The sequence below is a fragment of the Rhodococcus sp. NPDC057014 genome, assembly GCF_042673295.1.
Classification (GTDB): Bacteria; Actinomycetota; Actinomycetes; order Mycobacteriales; family Mycobacteriaceae; genus Rhodococcus_F.
On the sequence record NZ_JBHUSF010000185.1, the window covers coordinates 1 to 17,248 of the forward strand.

At 69.9% G+C, this 17,248-nt stretch carries 5 protein-coding genes; 3 read left to right on the plus strand and 2 right to left on the minus strand.

All coding sequences use genetic code 11. From position 1 onward, the window contains the following. Nucleotides 1-13,389 (plus strand): amino acid adenylation domain-containing protein (locus ACFTZB_RS28720; RefSeq protein ID WP_378436474.1); only part of this gene is annotated, 13,389 nt, incomplete at its 5' end. A gap of 6 nt (nt 13,390-13,395) precedes the next feature. Here the strand turns inward: ACFTZB_RS28720 and ACFTZB_RS28725 are convergent. Further along, nucleotides 13,396-14,091: a 3'-5' exonuclease gene (locus ACFTZB_RS28725; RefSeq protein WP_378436476.1), complete on the minus strand. Its 696-nt coding sequence runs from the start codon at nt 14,089-14,091 to the stop codon at nt 13,396-13,398. Nucleotides 14,092-14,426: 335 nt separating this feature from the next. Here ACFTZB_RS28725 and ACFTZB_RS28730 point away from each other — a divergent pair, with 335 nt between their 5' ends. Continuing rightward, nucleotides 14,427-15,557 carry a magnesium and cobalt transport protein CorA gene (locus tag ACFTZB_RS28730; protein ID WP_378436478.1) on the plus strand — a complete coding sequence of 377 codons (1,131 nt, stop codon included), beginning with the start codon at nt 14,427-14,429 and terminating at the stop codon, nt 15,555-15,557. Between the two features lie 46 nt (nt 15,558-15,603). On the opposite strand, the gene ACFTZB_RS28735 is transcribed toward ACFTZB_RS28730, so the two are convergent. Continuing rightward, entirely contained in the window at nt 15,604-16,296 is a 693-nt protein-coding gene (locus ACFTZB_RS28735; protein WP_378436479.1) for a hypothetical protein, read from the minus strand. 52 nt (nt 16,297-16,348) lie between these two features. Between ACFTZB_RS28735 and ACFTZB_RS28740 the strand changes: the two genes are divergently transcribed. After that, the coding region (locus tag ACFTZB_RS28740; RefSeq protein WP_378436481.1) for an ATP-dependent DNA ligase at nt 16,349-17,248 on the plus strand (900 nt) is incomplete at its 3' end.

Sequence of the window (17,248 nt, forward strand, 5' to 3'; positions counted from 1 at the left end):
TCGGTGGGTGTGGCGGTGCGGCGGTCGGTGGACATGGTGGTGGGGATGTATGCGGTGGTGGTGGCGGGTGGGGCGTATGTGCCGATAGATCCGGATCAGCCTTCGGAGCGGGTCGGGTATGTGGTGGGCACGGTTGCTCCGGTGGTGGTGTTGACGACGTCGGCGGATGTGGGGGTGTTCGCGGGGTCGGTTCGGGTGGTGGCGGTCGATGAGTTGGATGTGTCGGGATTCTCGGATTCTCCGGTGGGGGTGGGGGAGAGGCGTGCGCCGTTGTTGCCTGCTCATCCGGTGTATGTGATGTTCACGTCGGGGTCGACGGGTCGGCCGAAGGGGGTGGCGGTTCCGCATGCGGGTGTGGTGAATCGGTTGTTGTGGATGCAGGATCGGTATCGGTTGGACGCCGGTGATGTGGTGTTGCAGAAGACGCCGGTGACGTTCGATGTGTCGGTGTGGGAGTTGTTCTGGCCGTTGATCGTCGGTGCGCGGTTGGTGATCGCCGCCCCGGACGGGCATCGCGACCCCGCATATCTTTCCGGCCTGATCGTCGAACACGGTGTGACCACAGTGCATTTCGTTCCCTCCATGCTCGCCGTGTTCACCGCCGAGCCGGCCGCGGCGCGCTGCACGAGCCTGCGGCAGGTGTTCGCCTCGGGTGAGGCGCTGCCCGCGCAGACGGTGTCGAGGATGCGGGCACTGCTCCCCGAGTCCCGCATCCACAATTTGTACGGCCCGACCGAGGCTGCGGTGGATGTGACGTTCCACGAGGTCACAGGGGCGGATTCGGTGGTGGTGCCGATCGGGGCGCCGGTGTGGAATACACAGACGTTCGTGCTCGATGGGCGGTTGCGGCCGGTGCCGGTGGGGGTGGCGGGGGAGTTGTATCTGGGTGGGGTGCAGTTGGCGCGGGGGTATGCGGGGCGGGCGGAGTTGACGGCGGATCGGTTCGTGGCGAACCCGTTCGGGTGTGGGGATGAGCTGGGTGCGCGCTTGTATCGGACGGGGGATCGGGTTCGGTGGTTGTCCTCGGGGGAGTTGGAGTATCTGGGTCGTACGGATTTTCAGGTGAAGTTGCGGGGTCAGCGGGTCGAGCTGGGTGAGGTGGAGGCGGTGTTGCTGCGCCGGGTGGAGGTGGCGCAGGCGGTGGTGGTGCTGCGTGGTGATGGGGTGGCGGGGGAGTATCTGGCGGGGTATGTGGTGCCGGTGGCCGGCATGGTGGTGGACGAGCGGGCGGTGCGGGAGTCGGCGGCGATGGTGTTGCCGGGGTTCATGGTGCCGTCGGTGGTGGTGGTGTTGCCGGAGTTGCCGGTGACGGTGAACGGCAAACTCGATCGGAAAGCCCTGCCGACACCCGACTTCGGCACGACCACCCGCGGATACCGCGCACCGACGACACCCGCGGAGGAGGCGGTCGCGTCCGCCTTCGCCGCCGTCCTCGGGATCGACCGCGTTGGCGCCGACGACAGCTTCCTCGACCTCGGCGGCGATTCGCTCAGCGCCACCCGTGCGGTGGGACGCATCAACAGCGCGCTGGACACCGACTTGGGTGTCGCGGCGCTGTTCGACGCACCCGTGGTGTGCGATCTCGCCGTCCGGATCGACTCGGACATGCCGAGTTCCGGCACTCTGGCGCTCACTGGGGGGCCACGACCCGAGCGAATTCCGCTGTCGCTCGCGCAGCAGCGGATGTGGTTCGTCAACCAGTTCGACACCGCCTCACCGGCCTACAACATTCCGGTCGCGCTGCAACTGGACGGGGCTCTCGATCTCGATGCACTGCGCGCGGCACTCGGCGACGTCCTGGAGCGACACGAATCGCTGCGCACCGTGTTCCCCGGTTCCGCGGACGGTCCCCGGCAGATGATCGCCGATTCCGCACTCGTCACCCCCGACCTCGAGCCGGTCCCGGTTGCGGAAGGAGCGCTCGGGGATTCGCTCACCGCGTTCTTCGTCGTCGGATTCGATGTCACCGAGGACCTTCCGATTCGCGTCCGGCTGTGGCGACTCACGCCCGAGCGGCACGTCCTCGCCCTCGTCGTGCACCACATCGCGGCCGACGGCTTCTCGATGGCCCCCCTGGCGCGGGACGTGATGCTCGCCTACACGGCGCGCGCGCAGCAGCACGCGCCCGGCTGGGCGCCACTGCCCGTGCAGTACGCCGACTACAGCCTGTGGCAGCGCGAGATCCTGGGTACCGGCAGGCAGTCCGGTTCGACGATGTCCGGTCTGCTCGGCTATTGGACCCGGACGTTGTCGGGCGTCCCGGACGTAATGCCGCTGCCGCTGGACCGGCCCCGGCCCGCGCAGCGGTCGATGGTCGGGGCCGTGGTTCCGTTCGACATCGCACCGAACGTCCACCAGGCCCTGGCAGATATTGCGCACCAGTGCAATTCGACGCTGTTCATGGTGGTGCACGCAGCCCTGGCCGTACTGTTGGCGAGAGTGACGGGATCGGAAGACGTGGTGGTCGGAACCCCGATCGCGGGCCGCGGCCACGCCGCACTCGACGACGTCGTGGGGATGTTCGTCAACACGCTGGTACTCCGCACCCCGGTATCCGCGGGAACGTCGTTCGCCGAGTTGCTCACCGGCGTGCGGTCGGTGGACCTCGGTGCGTTCGAGCACGCAGACCTGCCCTTCGAGCGGCTGGTCGACGAACTCGCACCCGAGCGGTCCACCGCGCACTCACCGCTGTTCCAGGTGCTGCTCGAATTCCAGAACGCCACCCGCACACACCTGGAACTGCCCGGGCTGACCGCCCGGTCGCTCGACGTCGATCTGGACGTCGCGAAATTCGATCTGCAGCTGAGCCTGGTGGAGAGGGTAGACGAGCAGGGCGTGCCCGCCGGGATCGGAGCCGGTGTCCGCTACGCGACCGACGTCTTCGATCGTGCGTCGGTGGAGAAACTCGCAGAGCGATTCGTGCGGGTGATCGCGGCGGTCACCACCGACCCCAGCGCACCCGTGGGGGACGTCGACATCCTGCACGCCCCCGAACGCGAACTCGTGCTCACTTCCGCGTATCGGCCGGGGACCGACGTCGCGCCGCTGTCGCTGGTCGATCTGTTCGATCGGGCGGTGGCGTCCGACGGTGAGGCCGTCGCGGTGCGCTGCGAGGGCACGTCGGTGACGTACCGGGAACTCGACGAGCGGGCCAACCGGCTGGCCCGACTGCTGGTGGCGCGGGGAGCCGGTGCGGAAACACTGGTGGCGGTGGGGATGACGCGGTCGATCGACCTCGTCGCGGCGCTGGTGGCGGTGGTGAAGGCGGGCGCGGGCTACCTCCCGGTGGATGTGGCCTCTCCTGCCGAGCGGTTGGCCTTCCTGCTCGGCGACGCCCGGCCGACGTGTGTGCTCAGCACCACCTCGGACGCCGAGACCTTCCGCGGCTGCGGGGTGCCGGTGGTCGTGGTGGACGACCCCGCGACCGTAACTGCACTGCAGCAGCTGTCCCCGCTTCCGGTGACCGACGACGACCGCCGCATTCCGCTGCATCTGGACTCCGTGGCCTACGTGATCTACACCTCCGGTTCCACCGGGCAGCCGAAGGGCGTGCAGGTCTCGCACCGCAACGTCGTCACGCTGATCGCGAACACACAGACACTGTTCGGATTCGGACCTGCCGACGTGTGGACCATGTTCCATTCCGCGGCATTCGACTTCTCGGTGTGGGAGATGTGGGGGGCACTCACCCACGGTGGCCGGCTGGTGCCGGTGGACTACTACACGGCGCGCTCACCCGAGAAATTCCTCGACCTCCTGCGTGACGAAGCAGTCACGGTCGTCAATCAAACCCCCACCGCCTTCTACCAATTGGCGGAGGCGGATCGCCTCGCGGGCGGTCCCGCGCTGTCGCTGCGATACGTGATCTTCGGCGGGGAGGCACTCGACTTCGGCCACCTCCGGCGCTGGTACGCCCGCCGGGGCGACACCGCGCCGGTCCTGGCGAACATGTACGGCATCACGGAAACGACCGTGCACGTCACCCACCTGCCGGTCGACCGGGACCTCGTCGAGGAGGCGTCCGGTTCGCTGATCGGGCGCGGTCTGCCCGGACTGCACGTGTACGTGCTCGACGGACGACTCCACCCGGTGCCGCCGGGAGTCGTCGGGGAGATGTACGTCTCCGGAGCGCAGGTCTCGCGCGGCTACCTCGGCCGGGCCGCCCTCACGTCCGGCCGATTCGTCGCCGACCCGTTCGTGCCCGGGGCCCGGATGTACCGGTCCGGAGATCTGGGCAGGTGGAACGCGCACGGACAGCTGGAGTACCTCGGCCGCAACGACCTCCAGGTGCAGGTGAAGGGCTACCGAATCGAACTCGGGGAGGTGGAGTCGGCCCTGCTCGCGAGTGAGGGGGTGGCCCAGGCGGCGGTGACGTCACGCGGCGACCGCCTGGTCGGGTACGTGGTGCCGGAAGCCGGCGTCGCGCTCGATCCGGCCGTGATCGTCGACGCTGCCGCGGAGCGATTGGCGTCGCACATGGTGCCGGCCGCGGTGATGGTGCTCGACGCACTGCCGCTGACGGTGAACGGCAAACTCGATCGGAAAGCGCTGCCCGAACCGGACTTCGGGCAGCGGGTGACCACGGGCCGCGGACCGGTCACCGAGACCGAACGCATCCTCGCCGGCCTGTTCGCGGAGGTCCTCGGTCTCGACTCGGTGGGTGTCGACGACTCCTTCTTCACTCTCGGCGGCGACTCGATCATGTCGATCCAGCTGGTCACCCGCGCCAAGGCTGCCGGAGTACTGATCTCGCCGCGGGACGTGTTCGAGCGCAAAACCGTTGCCGGGCTGGCCGCGACAGCCGGCACGGACGACGCGCCGGTAGTTCTCGACGAACTGCCCGGCGGCGGGGTCGGGGAGATCGTGCTGACGCCGATCGTGCGGTGGATGCTCGCCAGAGGTGGGGATTTCCGCCGCTACGCGCAGTCCGCGCTGTTCACCCTCCCGCCGACGATGACCGAAGACACCCTGACGCGCGCCCTGCAGGCCGTGCTGGACCGGCACGACGTCTTGCGGGCGCGGTTGTACCGCACGTCCAGCACCCAACCGGGATGGTCGATGGAGGTACAGGAGAAAGGGTCGGTGCGGGCGGCGACCGTGCTGCGCCGCGGCCGGGCGGACGACGTCGGCACCGAATTCGACAGCGCTCTCGATCGGCTCGATCCGGAGTCGGGCGTGATGGTGCAGGCGGTCTGGTTCGACGGGGGCGAACGTCCGGGGCGCGTGCTGATCGTCGTGCATCACCTGGCGATGGACGGGGTGTCGTGGCGGATCCTGATTCCCGACCTCGCGTCGGTGTGCGCGCAACTGCAGTCCGGCGCGGCGCCGATGCTGGAGCGGCCGGGGACGTCGATGCGCCGGTGGGCGCACGGACTCGCGGACGCCGCGCGTGAGCCCCGGCGCGTCGCCGAACTCGACGTGTGGCGCGCCATGTCGGCCGCACCCGACCCGCTGCTGGGGTCACGCCCGTTGACCGCGTCGGACACCGCCGCGACCGCCGCCGACCTCGCGGTACGCGTTCCCGCCGCGCTGACCGAGACGCTGTCGACGACCGTGCCGCGGGCGTTCCACGGCAGCGTGGCCGATGTTCTGCTGACCGCGCTGACGATGGCGCTGACGCGGTGGCGGCGACACCGCGGCATCGACCTCCCCGGCGCGCTGGTGGCGCTCGAAGGCCACGGCCGTGAAGAGCAGGTGGTGCCCGGCGCCGACCTCGCGCGCACGATCGGCTGGTTCACCACGATCTTCCCCGTGCGCCTCGATCTCAGCGGGGTCGACCTCGACGACGCGTTCGCTGGAGGTCCCTCCGCGGGGGCCGCGCTCCAGTCGGTGAAGGAGCAACTCCTCGCCGTCCCCGACCACGGCATCGGGTTCGGGCTTCTCCGGTACCTGAACGACGACACGGCACAGTCTCTTTCGCCGCTGCCGATACCTCAGGTCAGCTTCAACTACCTCGGCAGAATGGGCGCGACCGCCACGGAGTCCGCGGAGGACTGGGTGCCGGTCGACGAACCCGGTCTGCGCGAGAACCCGGCCGTCCCGGTCGCGGCCGTCGTCGACATCAATGCGCTGACCGTCGACTCCGGCGACGGCCCCGAGCTGAGATCCACGTGGACCTACCCACCGGAGGTACTCACCCGCGCGGACGTCGAGGAACTCGCGCAGTTGTGGCTGCAGGCCCTCGCCGGCCTCGGGACGCACGCGGAGTCGGGCGGCACCGGATTCACGCCGTCGGACTTCGAACTCGTCGCACTGCGGCAGGACGCGATCGAGGCGCTCGAAAGCCGTTGCCCCGACCTGACGGACGTATGGCCGTTGTCGCCCCTGCAGTCCGGCATGCTTTTCCACGCCGAACTCGCCGACGACTCCCTCGACGCCTATCTGGTGCAGGTGAGCCTCGAACTCCACGGCGCCGTGGATCCGCGTCGACTGCGCCGCGCCGCCGATACGCTGCTGGCCCGGCACGACAACTTGCGCGCCGGATTCCTCCGGGACGCCGAGGGCAACGCCGTTCAGGTGGTCCGGGCACACGTGGAGGCACCCTGGCACGAGGTCGACCTGACGGCTCGCGGCGAGGATGCCGCCGCGTCCGAGATCACGCGACTGCTGGCCGAGGACCGGGTCCGCCCGTTCGACATGACGGACGCCCCGCTGATCCGGTTCATGCTGATCGCGACCGGGCCGAACCGATACCGGCTGGTGTCGACGAACCATCACATCCTGCTCGACGGCTGGTCGATGCCGTTGCTGGTCCGGGAGTTGCTGTCGCTGTACGCCACCGACGGGGACGCGTCGCCGCTCCCTCGGGTGCGCGCATACCGCGACTACCTGGCGTGGATGACGCGCCGCGATCAGGACGCCTCCCGCGAAGTGTGGGCCCGGGCTCTCGCCGGGGTGGACGGTCCGACGTTGCTGGCCCACGGGGCGAGCGGGGCGACGGGGAATGTGGCCGACCGGGGTCGACGGTTGTCCACGATGTCCGACGAGTGCGTCTTCGACCTCGACGAGGAGCGCACCGCCCGGTTGCGGGACGTCGCGCGTACGCGGGGGCTGACCGTCAACACTCTCGTCCAGGTCTCGTGGGGGATCGTGCTGGGTGCGTCGACCGCCCGCGAGGACGTGCTGTTCGGCGCCACCGTCTCGGGGCGTCCGCCCGAGTTGGCGGGCATCGAGACGATGGTGGGGCTGTTCATCAACACACTCCCCGTCCGGATCAGGCTGCGTGCCGACGACACCGTCGGTGCACTGCTGGAACGGGTGCAGGCCGAGCAGGCGGCGCTGCTGGATCATCACTACCTGGGCCTGTCCGAGATTCAGCGCGCCGCGGGTCCGGAGGTCGGATTCGACACGTTGACGGTGTTCGAGTCGTACCCCGTCGACAGCGGCGGGCTCACCACCGACACCGACATCGCCGGGATGCGCGTCGCCGGAGTGGCCGCCCGCGACGCCGCCCACTATCCGCTGAGTCTCGTCGCGTCCGTGGACGCCCGGCTGCGTCTGAAATTCGAGTACCTTCCGGACGTGTTCGACCCGGACACCGTCGCCGACCTCGCCGGGCGGGTGCTCCGGGTGCTCGACGCCTGCACCCGTCCGGACCGTCCGCTGGCCGCACTGTCGCTGCTGACCGACCGGGAGCGCGCCGAACTGGTGCCGGTGCGCGGAGGTCCGGGCGGATCGGCGCGCACACTGCCGCAGATCCTCGAGGAGGGCGCCGCGCTCGACGCGCACGCGGTCGCCCTGTCCTACGAGGACGTCGACGTGACCTACGGTGAGCTGGACGAGCACTCGAATCGTCTGGCCCGCGCCCTCATCGCGCGCGGGGCGGGCCCGGAAACGTTCGTGGCCATCGGGATTCCGCGGTCCCTCGATTCGGTGCTGTCGGTGTGGGCGGTGGCGAAGACCGGTGCGGCGTTCGTGCCGATCGACCCGAACTACCCCGACGAACGCATCACGCACATGCTCGTCGATTCCGGAGTCACGCTCGGCCTGACCACGACCGAGCATCGGAACCGGCTCCCGGGCGACGCCCACTGGCTGCTCCTCGACGAACCCGGCTTCGCAGGCGAGTGCGCCGAGCGTCCGGGGGCGCCCGTGACCGACGCCGACCGGAGCGGGCCGGTCACGCTGGACACCGCCGCGTACGCCGTCTACACGTCGGGGTCCACTGGCCTGCCGAAGGGGGTGGTGGTCACCCACCGCGGTCTGGACAACTTCGCCCTCGACCAACTCGAACGTTTCAGTGCGACACCGCAATCCCGGACCCTGCACTTCTCCACCCCGAGTTTCGACGGGTCCGTGTTCGAGTATCTCCAGGCGTTCGGCGCCGGCGCGACGATGGTGATCGCGCCGCCCACCGTGTTCGGCGGCGACGAACTCGCGCGGCTGCTGGCCGACGGGAACGTCACCCACGCGTTCATCACCACGGCCGCGCTGGCGTCGCTCGACCCCGCCGGGCTGACGCACCTCACGGACCTGGTGTTCGGCGGCGAGGCGTGCCCACCGGAACTCGTCGCCCGCTGGGCGCCCGGCCGCAGGCTGCACAACGCGTACGGGCCGACCGAGACCACGATCATGTCCAACATCAGCGCACCGATGGTCCCGGGGGAACCGATCACCATCGGCGGGCCGATCCGCGGCGTGACGGAACTGGTGCTCGACACCCGGCTGCAACCGGTCCCCGTGGGTGTTCCGGGCGAGTTGTATCTCGCCGGTGCGGGTCTGGCCCGCGGCTACCACCGCAGGCAGGCACTGACCGCCGAACGGTTCGTCGCCGACGCGTTCCGGCCCGGTGAACGGATGTACCGCACCGGCGACATCGTGCGCTGGACGCCGGACCACAGCATCGAGTACGTGGGCCGCACCGACTTCCAGGTCAAGGTGCGCGGCTTCCGCATCGAACTCGGCGAGATCGACGCCACGCTGATGTCGGAGCCGAACGTCGGATTCGCGGCCACTCTCGCGCACCGCGGGCCCGCGGGTGACGCCCTGCTGGTGTCCTACGTCGTGCCGTCTTCGGGCGGCTCCCTCGACACCGCCGAACTCACCCGGCACGTCGCGGACCGATTGCCGGCGCACATGGTGCCCACCTCGATCACGGTGCTGGAACGCATTCCGCTGACGGCCGTCGGCAAGCTGGACCGCTCGGCACTGCCGGAGCCCGACCTGCTGTCCGGGGCGGGACACTACCGGGTCCCGGCCGGCCCGGTCGAGGACACGGTGGCCGGTGTCTTCGCGGACGTGCTCGGACTGGCGCGGGTCGGCGCCGACGCCGACTTCTTCGACCTCGGCGGCAACTCCCTGAGCGCCACCCGGGTCACGGCACGGCTGCGCGCGTTGCTCGGCACCGACTGCGGGGTGCGGGACCTGTTCGAGGCGCCCACCGTCGCGGCGCTGGCGGCGCGAATCGACCAGTCCGGGGCGGGAGCGTCCGGCCGCCCGGTACTCGGGGCCCGCACCCGGCCCGACGACATACCGCTGTCGTTCGCGCAGCAGCGGATGTGGTTCGTCAACCAGCTCGACACCACCTCGGCCGCCTACAACATCCCGATCGTGGTGGCACTGAGTGGGGATCTCGATGTGGGAGCGCTGAACTCGGCCCTCACCGACGTCCTCGTCCGGCACGAGTCGCTGCGCACGATGTTCCCGGTCCGCGGGGACTGGCCGGTTCAGCAGATCCTGCCCGCCGCGGGTGCGGTGCCTCCGCTGGTCCCCGTCCCCGTCGCGGAAGCGCACCTGCGGGACGAGGTGTCCCGGTTCGTCTCGGCGGGGTTCGATGTGACCGTGGAGCTTCCGCTGCGCGCCGGCCTGTACTCGCCGAGCGCCGCCGAACACGTCCTCGCCGTGGTGGTGCATCACATCTCGGCGGACGGGTTCTCGATGGGCCCGCTGGTGCGCGACGTGATGGCGGCGTACGGCGCCCGCGCGTCCGGCGGCGCGCCCGACTGGACACCGCTCCCGGTGCAGTACGCCGATTACGCCCTGTGGCAGCGGGAACTGCTCGGCTCGGAAGACGACCCCGAGTCGCTGCTGTCGAGGCAGCTGGACTACTGGACGACCGCGCTGGCCGGCACCCCCGACCTGCTGGAACTGCCCACCGACCGGGATCGGCCGTCGCAGCAGTCCTTCCGCGGCGCGCGCATCCACTTCTCCGTCGACGCCGACCTGCATCGACGGATCCGGGAGCTGTCGCGTCGTCTCGGCTCCACCGAGTTCATGACCGTGCATGCCGCCCTGGCGGTGTTGCTCAGTCGGCTCGGCGGCACCGCGGACGTGGCCGTCGGCACCCCGATCGCCGGCCGCGGCGACCCTGTGCTCGACGGACTCGTCGGCATGTTCGTCGGCACACTCGCGCTCCGCACCCGGGTGGACGCGGCCGCGCCGTTCACCGCCCTGGCCGCGCACTGCCGCGACGTCGACCTCGGGGCGTTCGCACACGCCGACGTTCCGTTCGAGCGGGTGGTGGACGCGGTCGGGCCGACCCGCACGACGGCGTACGCGCCGCTCGTCCAGGTCTCGCTGGAATTTCAGAACAACGAGCGACCGGTCCTGACGCTGCCGGGGCTGGACGTCCGCGGCATCGACTCCGGGCTCGCCGTGGTCAAGGTGGATCTCGAATTCCTGCTGGCGGAGGAGTTCGACGCGGACGGTGCGCCGGCGGGGATGAGCGGCGCCGTCGATTTCGCCACCGACCTCTTCGACGCAGGCACCGTCCGCGGGTTCGCCGACCGGTTCGTGCGGATCCTCGACGCCGTCACGGCGAACCCCGACCGGCCGGTCGGCGACCTCCCGCTGCTCGACGAGGCGGAGTTGCGGGCGATGGCGCCTGCCCGCGGCGAGCCGGACGTCCCAGCGCAGTTGTGGCCCGACCTGCTCACCGCGGCCGCCGCATTCGACCCCGATTCGGTGGCCCTGTCCTACGAGGACCGGCAGGTCGGTTACCGCGAACTCGACGAGTGGTCCAACCGGTGGGCGCGGGTCCTGCGCGGCCGTGGGGTGGGGCCGGAGACGTTCGTGGCCGTCGGCATGCCCCGCTCGATCGAGTCGGTGGTCGCGATCTGGTCGATCACCAAGGCCGGTGCGGCGTTCGTGCCCGTCGACCCCACGTATCCGCGCGAGCGCATCGACTACATGCTCACCGATTGCCGGGCCGCACTCGGACTCACCGTGAGAAGTCGCCGCGGCGACCTTCCGGACACCGTCCCGTGGCTGATCCTCGACGACGAGGAGGCCGCCGCGCAGGTGGCAGCGGTCTCGCCCGCACCGGTCACCGACGAGGATCGGACGAGTCCGCTGCACCTCGCCCACCCGGCCTATCTCATCTACACGTCGGGGTCGACCGGAAGACCGAAGGGCGTCACCGTCACTCACCGGGGGATGGCCGACTTCACCGCGGAGACGCACGAACGGTTCCAGGTCACCCACGCGTCCCGGGTGTCGCAGCTGGCGTCCCCGAGTTTCGACGCCTCCGTGTTCGAACTGATGATGGCGTTCAGCGCGTCGGCCCAGGTCGTGATCGTGCCGCCCGCCGTCCTCGGGGGCAGCGAGCTGGCGGACCTGTTCCGTCGCGAGCGCGTGACCCACGCGACCATCACCCCGACGGCGCTGGCGGCGCTCGACAACGACGGGCTCGATTCGCTCCGCGTCCTCGACCTGGTGGGCGAGGCGTGCCCGCCGGAGGTCGTCGCGCGGTGGGCGCCGGGCCGGAGCCTGCACAGCGGGTACGGACCCACGGAGACCACCATCCAGGCGAGTGTCAGCGCCCCGATGCGTCCCGGCGAGGGTGTGAACATCGGTTCGCCCGCACGGGGATTCGCGTTCCTCGTCCTCGACGAGCGGCTGCAGCCCGTACCTGCCGGGGTGCCCGGCGAGTTGTACATCGGCGGGCCGGGTATGGCGCGCGGGTACCACGACCGGCCTGCGCTCACCTCGGAACGATTCGTGGCCTGCAACTTCGGCGAGCCGGGGTGCCGGATGTACCGGACCGGCGACGTGGTGCGCTGGAGGCGTGACCACACCCTGGAGTATCTGGGCCGCAGCGACTTCCAGGTCAAGGTCCGTGGCTTCCGCATCGAGCTCGGGGAGATCGACGCCGTGCTCGGCAGGCACCCGGCGGTGGCGTTCGCCGCCACCGTCGGTCACACCGGCCCGTCCGGCGACACCGTGCTCGCGTCGTATGTGCGGGTGCAGGACGGTCAGGAGGTCGAGCCCGCCGAACTGCGCACCTACGCGTCCGAGCGCCTGCCCGCCCACATGGTGCCGTCCGCGGTGGTCGTGCTCGACCGGATACCGATGACCCCGGTGGGCAAGCTCGACCGGAAGGCGTTGCCTGCCCCCGAGTTCGGTTCGACCGGTGCCGCGTTCCGGGCCCCGGCCACGGAGACCGAGCGCCTCGTCGTGGACGTCTTCGCGTCGGTTCTCGGGGTGGACCGGGTGGGCACCGCCGACAGCTTCTTCGATCTCGGCGGAAACTCCCTCCTCGCCACCCGGATCGTCAGCGCACTGCAGGCCGAACTGGACCGGCGGGTTCCGCTGCAATGGATGTTCCTCGACCCGACCCCGGCGGGGATCGCAGGCCGACTCGACCTTCCGCACCGGAGCGCCGGCCTGGAAGAGGCGCTCACCGTCGTGATTCCGCTGCGAGCGCACGGCAGCGGCAGGCCGCTGTTCTGCGTGCATCCGGGAATCGGGCTGTCCTGGGGGTACGCCGGTCTGGTGCAGTACCTCCCGCCGGACCGGCCCGCGTACGGGCTGCAACTGCCCACGATCAGCGGCGGCGGCGACTACCGGACGATCGAGCAGCTGGCGCACCGCTACCTCGAGGAGATGCGTGCCATCCAGCCCACCGGCCCGTACGACCTGCTCGGCTGGTCACTCGGCGGTGTCATCGCACACGCGATGGCCGTCGAACTGCAGACGGCGGGCGAGGAGGTCGGCACCCTGGCCGTCATGGACAGCTACCCCGTGGGCGGCGAGGAGCCGCCGACCGGCAGGCTGGACATCCGGGACCTCCTGCGTGGGCTGGGACTGCAAGCCGACCCGGACGCCGAGATGACCTACGAGCACGCGGCGCGGTTGATCGACGAGTCGTTCGGGACGGAGACCGGCGTGCGGGGACGCGACCTCGAACGGATCTCCGCCGGCTACGAGAACTCCCGGTGGCTGGCGCACCACTTCGTGCCCCGGGCCTACGACGGGGACCTGCTCGTCTTCCGCGCCACCCGGGACGGGAACGGGACCACCCCGGCACGCTCGGCGGACGAATGGCGGCCGCTCGTCACCGGCCGGATCGACGAACAGCCCGTGGACTGCGGGCACAACGACATGATCGAGCCGCACTCCCTCGCCGTCATCGGGCCGGTGCTCTCGCGCGCGCTCTCCGACCGCCCGTGACCCGGTTCAGGCGATGCGGAACGGGGTGAGGCCTCGAATCGGCCACTCGCCGTTGACGTCCGACGCGTCGCGCCCCTGCCGGACGAGGTAGTCGGCGAAGTCACGCTGCCGTTCCGCGTGCCAGCCGGCCTGATGGGTCATGATGTCGAGGGCCCGCAGATTCGGGAACTCCTGCGCCAGCGTCCGGGCGAGATGTGCGGCGGCGAGTGCGTCGGCCTCCGCCTCGTGGGCGTCCTCCAGCACGATGCCGTAGTGCTCGCACACCGCGCCGAGGGTGCGCCTGCCCTTCCGGTACCGGTCCATCTCGCGGTCGATGACGTAGGGGTCGACCACGATGCCGGTGACGAGTTCGGGCAGCCCGAGCCGCAGACCCTCGGTGTGCATGACGGTCAGGTCGTAGGAGGCGTTGAACGCGACGACGGCGTGATCCCGGGTCCAGGCGTCGTGCAGGGCGTCGCGGATCTCGCCGTACCCGGTGGCGTAGTCCTGCCCGTGGGCCCGGGCGTACTCCGTGGAGATGCCGTGCACGTCCGACGCGCCCTGCGGGATGGGAACCCCCGGGTCGAGCAACCAGGTGCGCGACTCGAAGTGGTGAGCGTCGACGACGGCGATGCACGCGGAGACGATGCGGGCGTCGGTGGGGTCGGGCCCCGTCGTCTCCAGATCGAACGCGCAGATCGGTCTGTCCGACCAGCTGGTCATGGGGGCCTCTCGGTGGTGATTCGGTGCGCGCCCAGTATCTGCCGCGGGAGGCGCCGGATCCGGGACCGACACGGCGGGGATCCCAGGTTGTCGTGGCCGGTCGCCGGGGGTATCGTGTCCTGCGGTCTGCAGTTCGCCGAGGTCGTGAACTGGGTTATCTCGAGAGCGCATTCTTTCGAGGGAAGAGTGCGAGAGGGTAAGGAGGTGTGGCGTCCGATGAGAAGCCAACCTCCCAGTACCAACTGAAACCGTTCCACCGGTGAGGTGCGCGGTTTCACGGTCCGTGTTCCTCAGCGCCGTCCCGCGCTGCCCTTTTCCCTCGAAAGCCCCGTGCCATGCCTCAGTTGCGCCCGATCCGTTCCCTCCTGCCCAGCCGCTCCGCCGGTGTGTCCGACGCGGACGCCGGTCACGCCGTCACACGGCGCCCCGTCGAGCCGACGCCGGCGGAGGAGACGGTGGTCAACAGTGCCGTCTACCGCGACGGCCGGAAGACGGCCACCCCGGCCACGCTGTCGGAGGCGCTCGCGAGCCTGCCCGATGCGGCGTCGATGGCGTGGATCGGGATGTACCGGCCCAACGACGCCCAGTTGTATGCGGCGGCAAAGCAATTCGACCTGCACGAGCTGGCTGTCGAGGACGCCATCGTCGCTCACCAGCGGCCCAAGCTGGAGCGTTACGGCAAGACGCTGTTCGTGGTGCTCCGCGCCGCGCGGTACTGCGACGAGACTGAGCGCGTCGAATTCGGTGAGCTGCACGTCTTCTGCGGCCCGACGTTCGTGCTCACGGTCCGGCACAGCGAATCCCCCGACCTGTCGGCGGTCCGCAGGCGGATGGAGAGCAACCCGGACCTGCTCCGGCTCGGACCCGAGGCCGTGCTCTACGCCATCCTCGACGCCGTGGTCGACGGGTACGCGCCGGTGGTGGCCGGGCTGCAGAACGACATCGACGAGATCGAGACCGAGGTGTTCAGCGGGGCGCCCGGCGTGTCGCGGCGCATCTACGAACTCACCCGTGAGGTCATCGAATTCCAGAGGGCCACAAGGCCGCTGCTCGGAATGCTGCGCGGGTTGTCGCAGGGTTTCGAGAAGTACAACACCGACGAGGAGTTGCAGCGTTACCTGCGTGACGTCACCGACCACGCGACGGTCGTCGTGGAGCGGGCGGACGGGTTCCGTCAGCTGCTCGGGAACATCCTCACCGTCAACGCCACCCTGGTGTCGCAGGAGCAGAACGAGGAGATGCGCAACCTGACCCAGGCCAGCTACGCGCAGAACGAGGAGATCAAGAAGGTGTCGGCGTGGGCGGCGATCCTCTTCGCGCCCACCCTGATCGGAACCGTGTACGGCATGAACTTCGATCACATGCCCGAACTGCACTGGGTCGGGGGGTATCCGTTCGCGCTGTCGCTGATGATGCTCACCTGCGCCGGGCTGTACACCATCTTCAAACGCCGGGGCTGGTTGTGAGCGAGGCCGGCCTCGGGCGGGACCCGCGGCCGGCCTGCGCCCGCCGTCAGAGTTCGTCGACGCAGACGACGAATTTGCGTTCGGAGTATTCGTAGCCGTTGGACGACGTGCTGCACGAGTCCACGGACGTGGCGCCCTGCACGATCTCCGTCACCTTCACCCCGTCGACGGCCGTCGTGTCACCGCAGTCGATGCGCGCGGGATCCTCGCCACCGACGTCCATGCAGCCGCCGATCACCCAGTCCACGTCGAGGCAGATCGCGCCCTGCTCGATGCCGCCGAGGGTTTCGTAGTAGTACGAGTCGGCGTCGCTGACGCACTGGCTGTTCTTCGCGGCCTTCGCGATCACCTTGTAGTTCGAATCGGGGCTGCCGCACACCGCCTTGTCGATCTCGGCGTCGGTGACGGTGCCGCCGAGCTTCACGCATTCGCCGATCGCGACCTCGAAGTCGACGTCGCCGCCCGCGTCCTCGCCTTCCTGCCCGTCGATCACGGTGGTCGATTCGCTCGTCGAGGTTGCCGCGGAAGCACCCGATTCCGGCACCGCGGTGGGCGTCGTGTCCGAACCGCACCCCGCCACCAGAACTGCCGTCGCCGACAACGCGACGACCGCGGTACACACCCGCCGAACTAACCCTGTCATGTCTGACCCCTCCGTCGGGTGACGTCCCGCCACCCGTGCCTCTGAGATGACCGCTGCCACCTCGACCGTGTCCACCGCGATTGCCGTGTCGCGCATTATTTGATTACATCGCTGTCCGATTTGCCAATCGTGGTGACAGTATGGACGGGTGGACCTCCCCGTGATGCCCCCGTTACAGCCGATGCTCGCGAAGGCTGCGTCGTCCGTTCCGCCGCAACCGGAGTCCGGTCTCGCCTGGTCGTACGAGCCCAAATGGGACGGGTTCCGCACCCTCGTCTTCCGCGACGGCGACGAGGTGGTGCTCGGTTCCCGCGGCGGAAAAGACTTGGCGCGGTACTTTCCCGAACTCGTCCGCGCCGTGAAGGACGAACTGCCCGAGCGGTGCGTGGTGGACGGCGAACTCGTCGTCCCGCGCGACGTCGACGGCCGCACCCGCCTCGACTGGGAGTCGTTGTCGGAGCGCATCCATCCGGCCGAGAGCCGGGTGACGATGCTGTCGGAGAAGACGCCGGCCCAGTTCGTCGCGTTCGATCTGCTGGCCCTCGGCGACCGCGACCTGAGCCGGGAGGACTTCTCCGTGCGCCGCGCGCACCTCGTCGACACCGTCGGCGGCGGGCCCTCCTGCCACGTCACCGCAGCCACCGAATCCAGCGCGACGGCCACCGAGTGGTTCGAGGCGTTCGAGGGCGCCGGCCTCGACGGGGTGGTGGCGAAGAAACTGGTCGGCCCGTACCTGCCGAACAAGCGGGAGATGGTGAAGGTGAAGCACGCCCGCACCGCCGACTGCGTCGTCATCGGATACCGCCCGCACAAGAGTCAGCCGGGGATCGGGTCGATGCTGCTCGGGCTGTACGACGGCGACCAGATGGCGATGGTCGGTGGGGCGTCGGCCTTCACGGCCGCGCGGCGGATCGAACTGCTCGCCGAACTCGACGAACTGCGCGTCGGCGACGACGTCGTCGCCGACGGGGCACCGACGCGGTGGCAGTCGGGCAACGACCGGACCTGGGTGCCGCTGCGCCCCGAACGCGTCGTCGAGGTGGCGTAC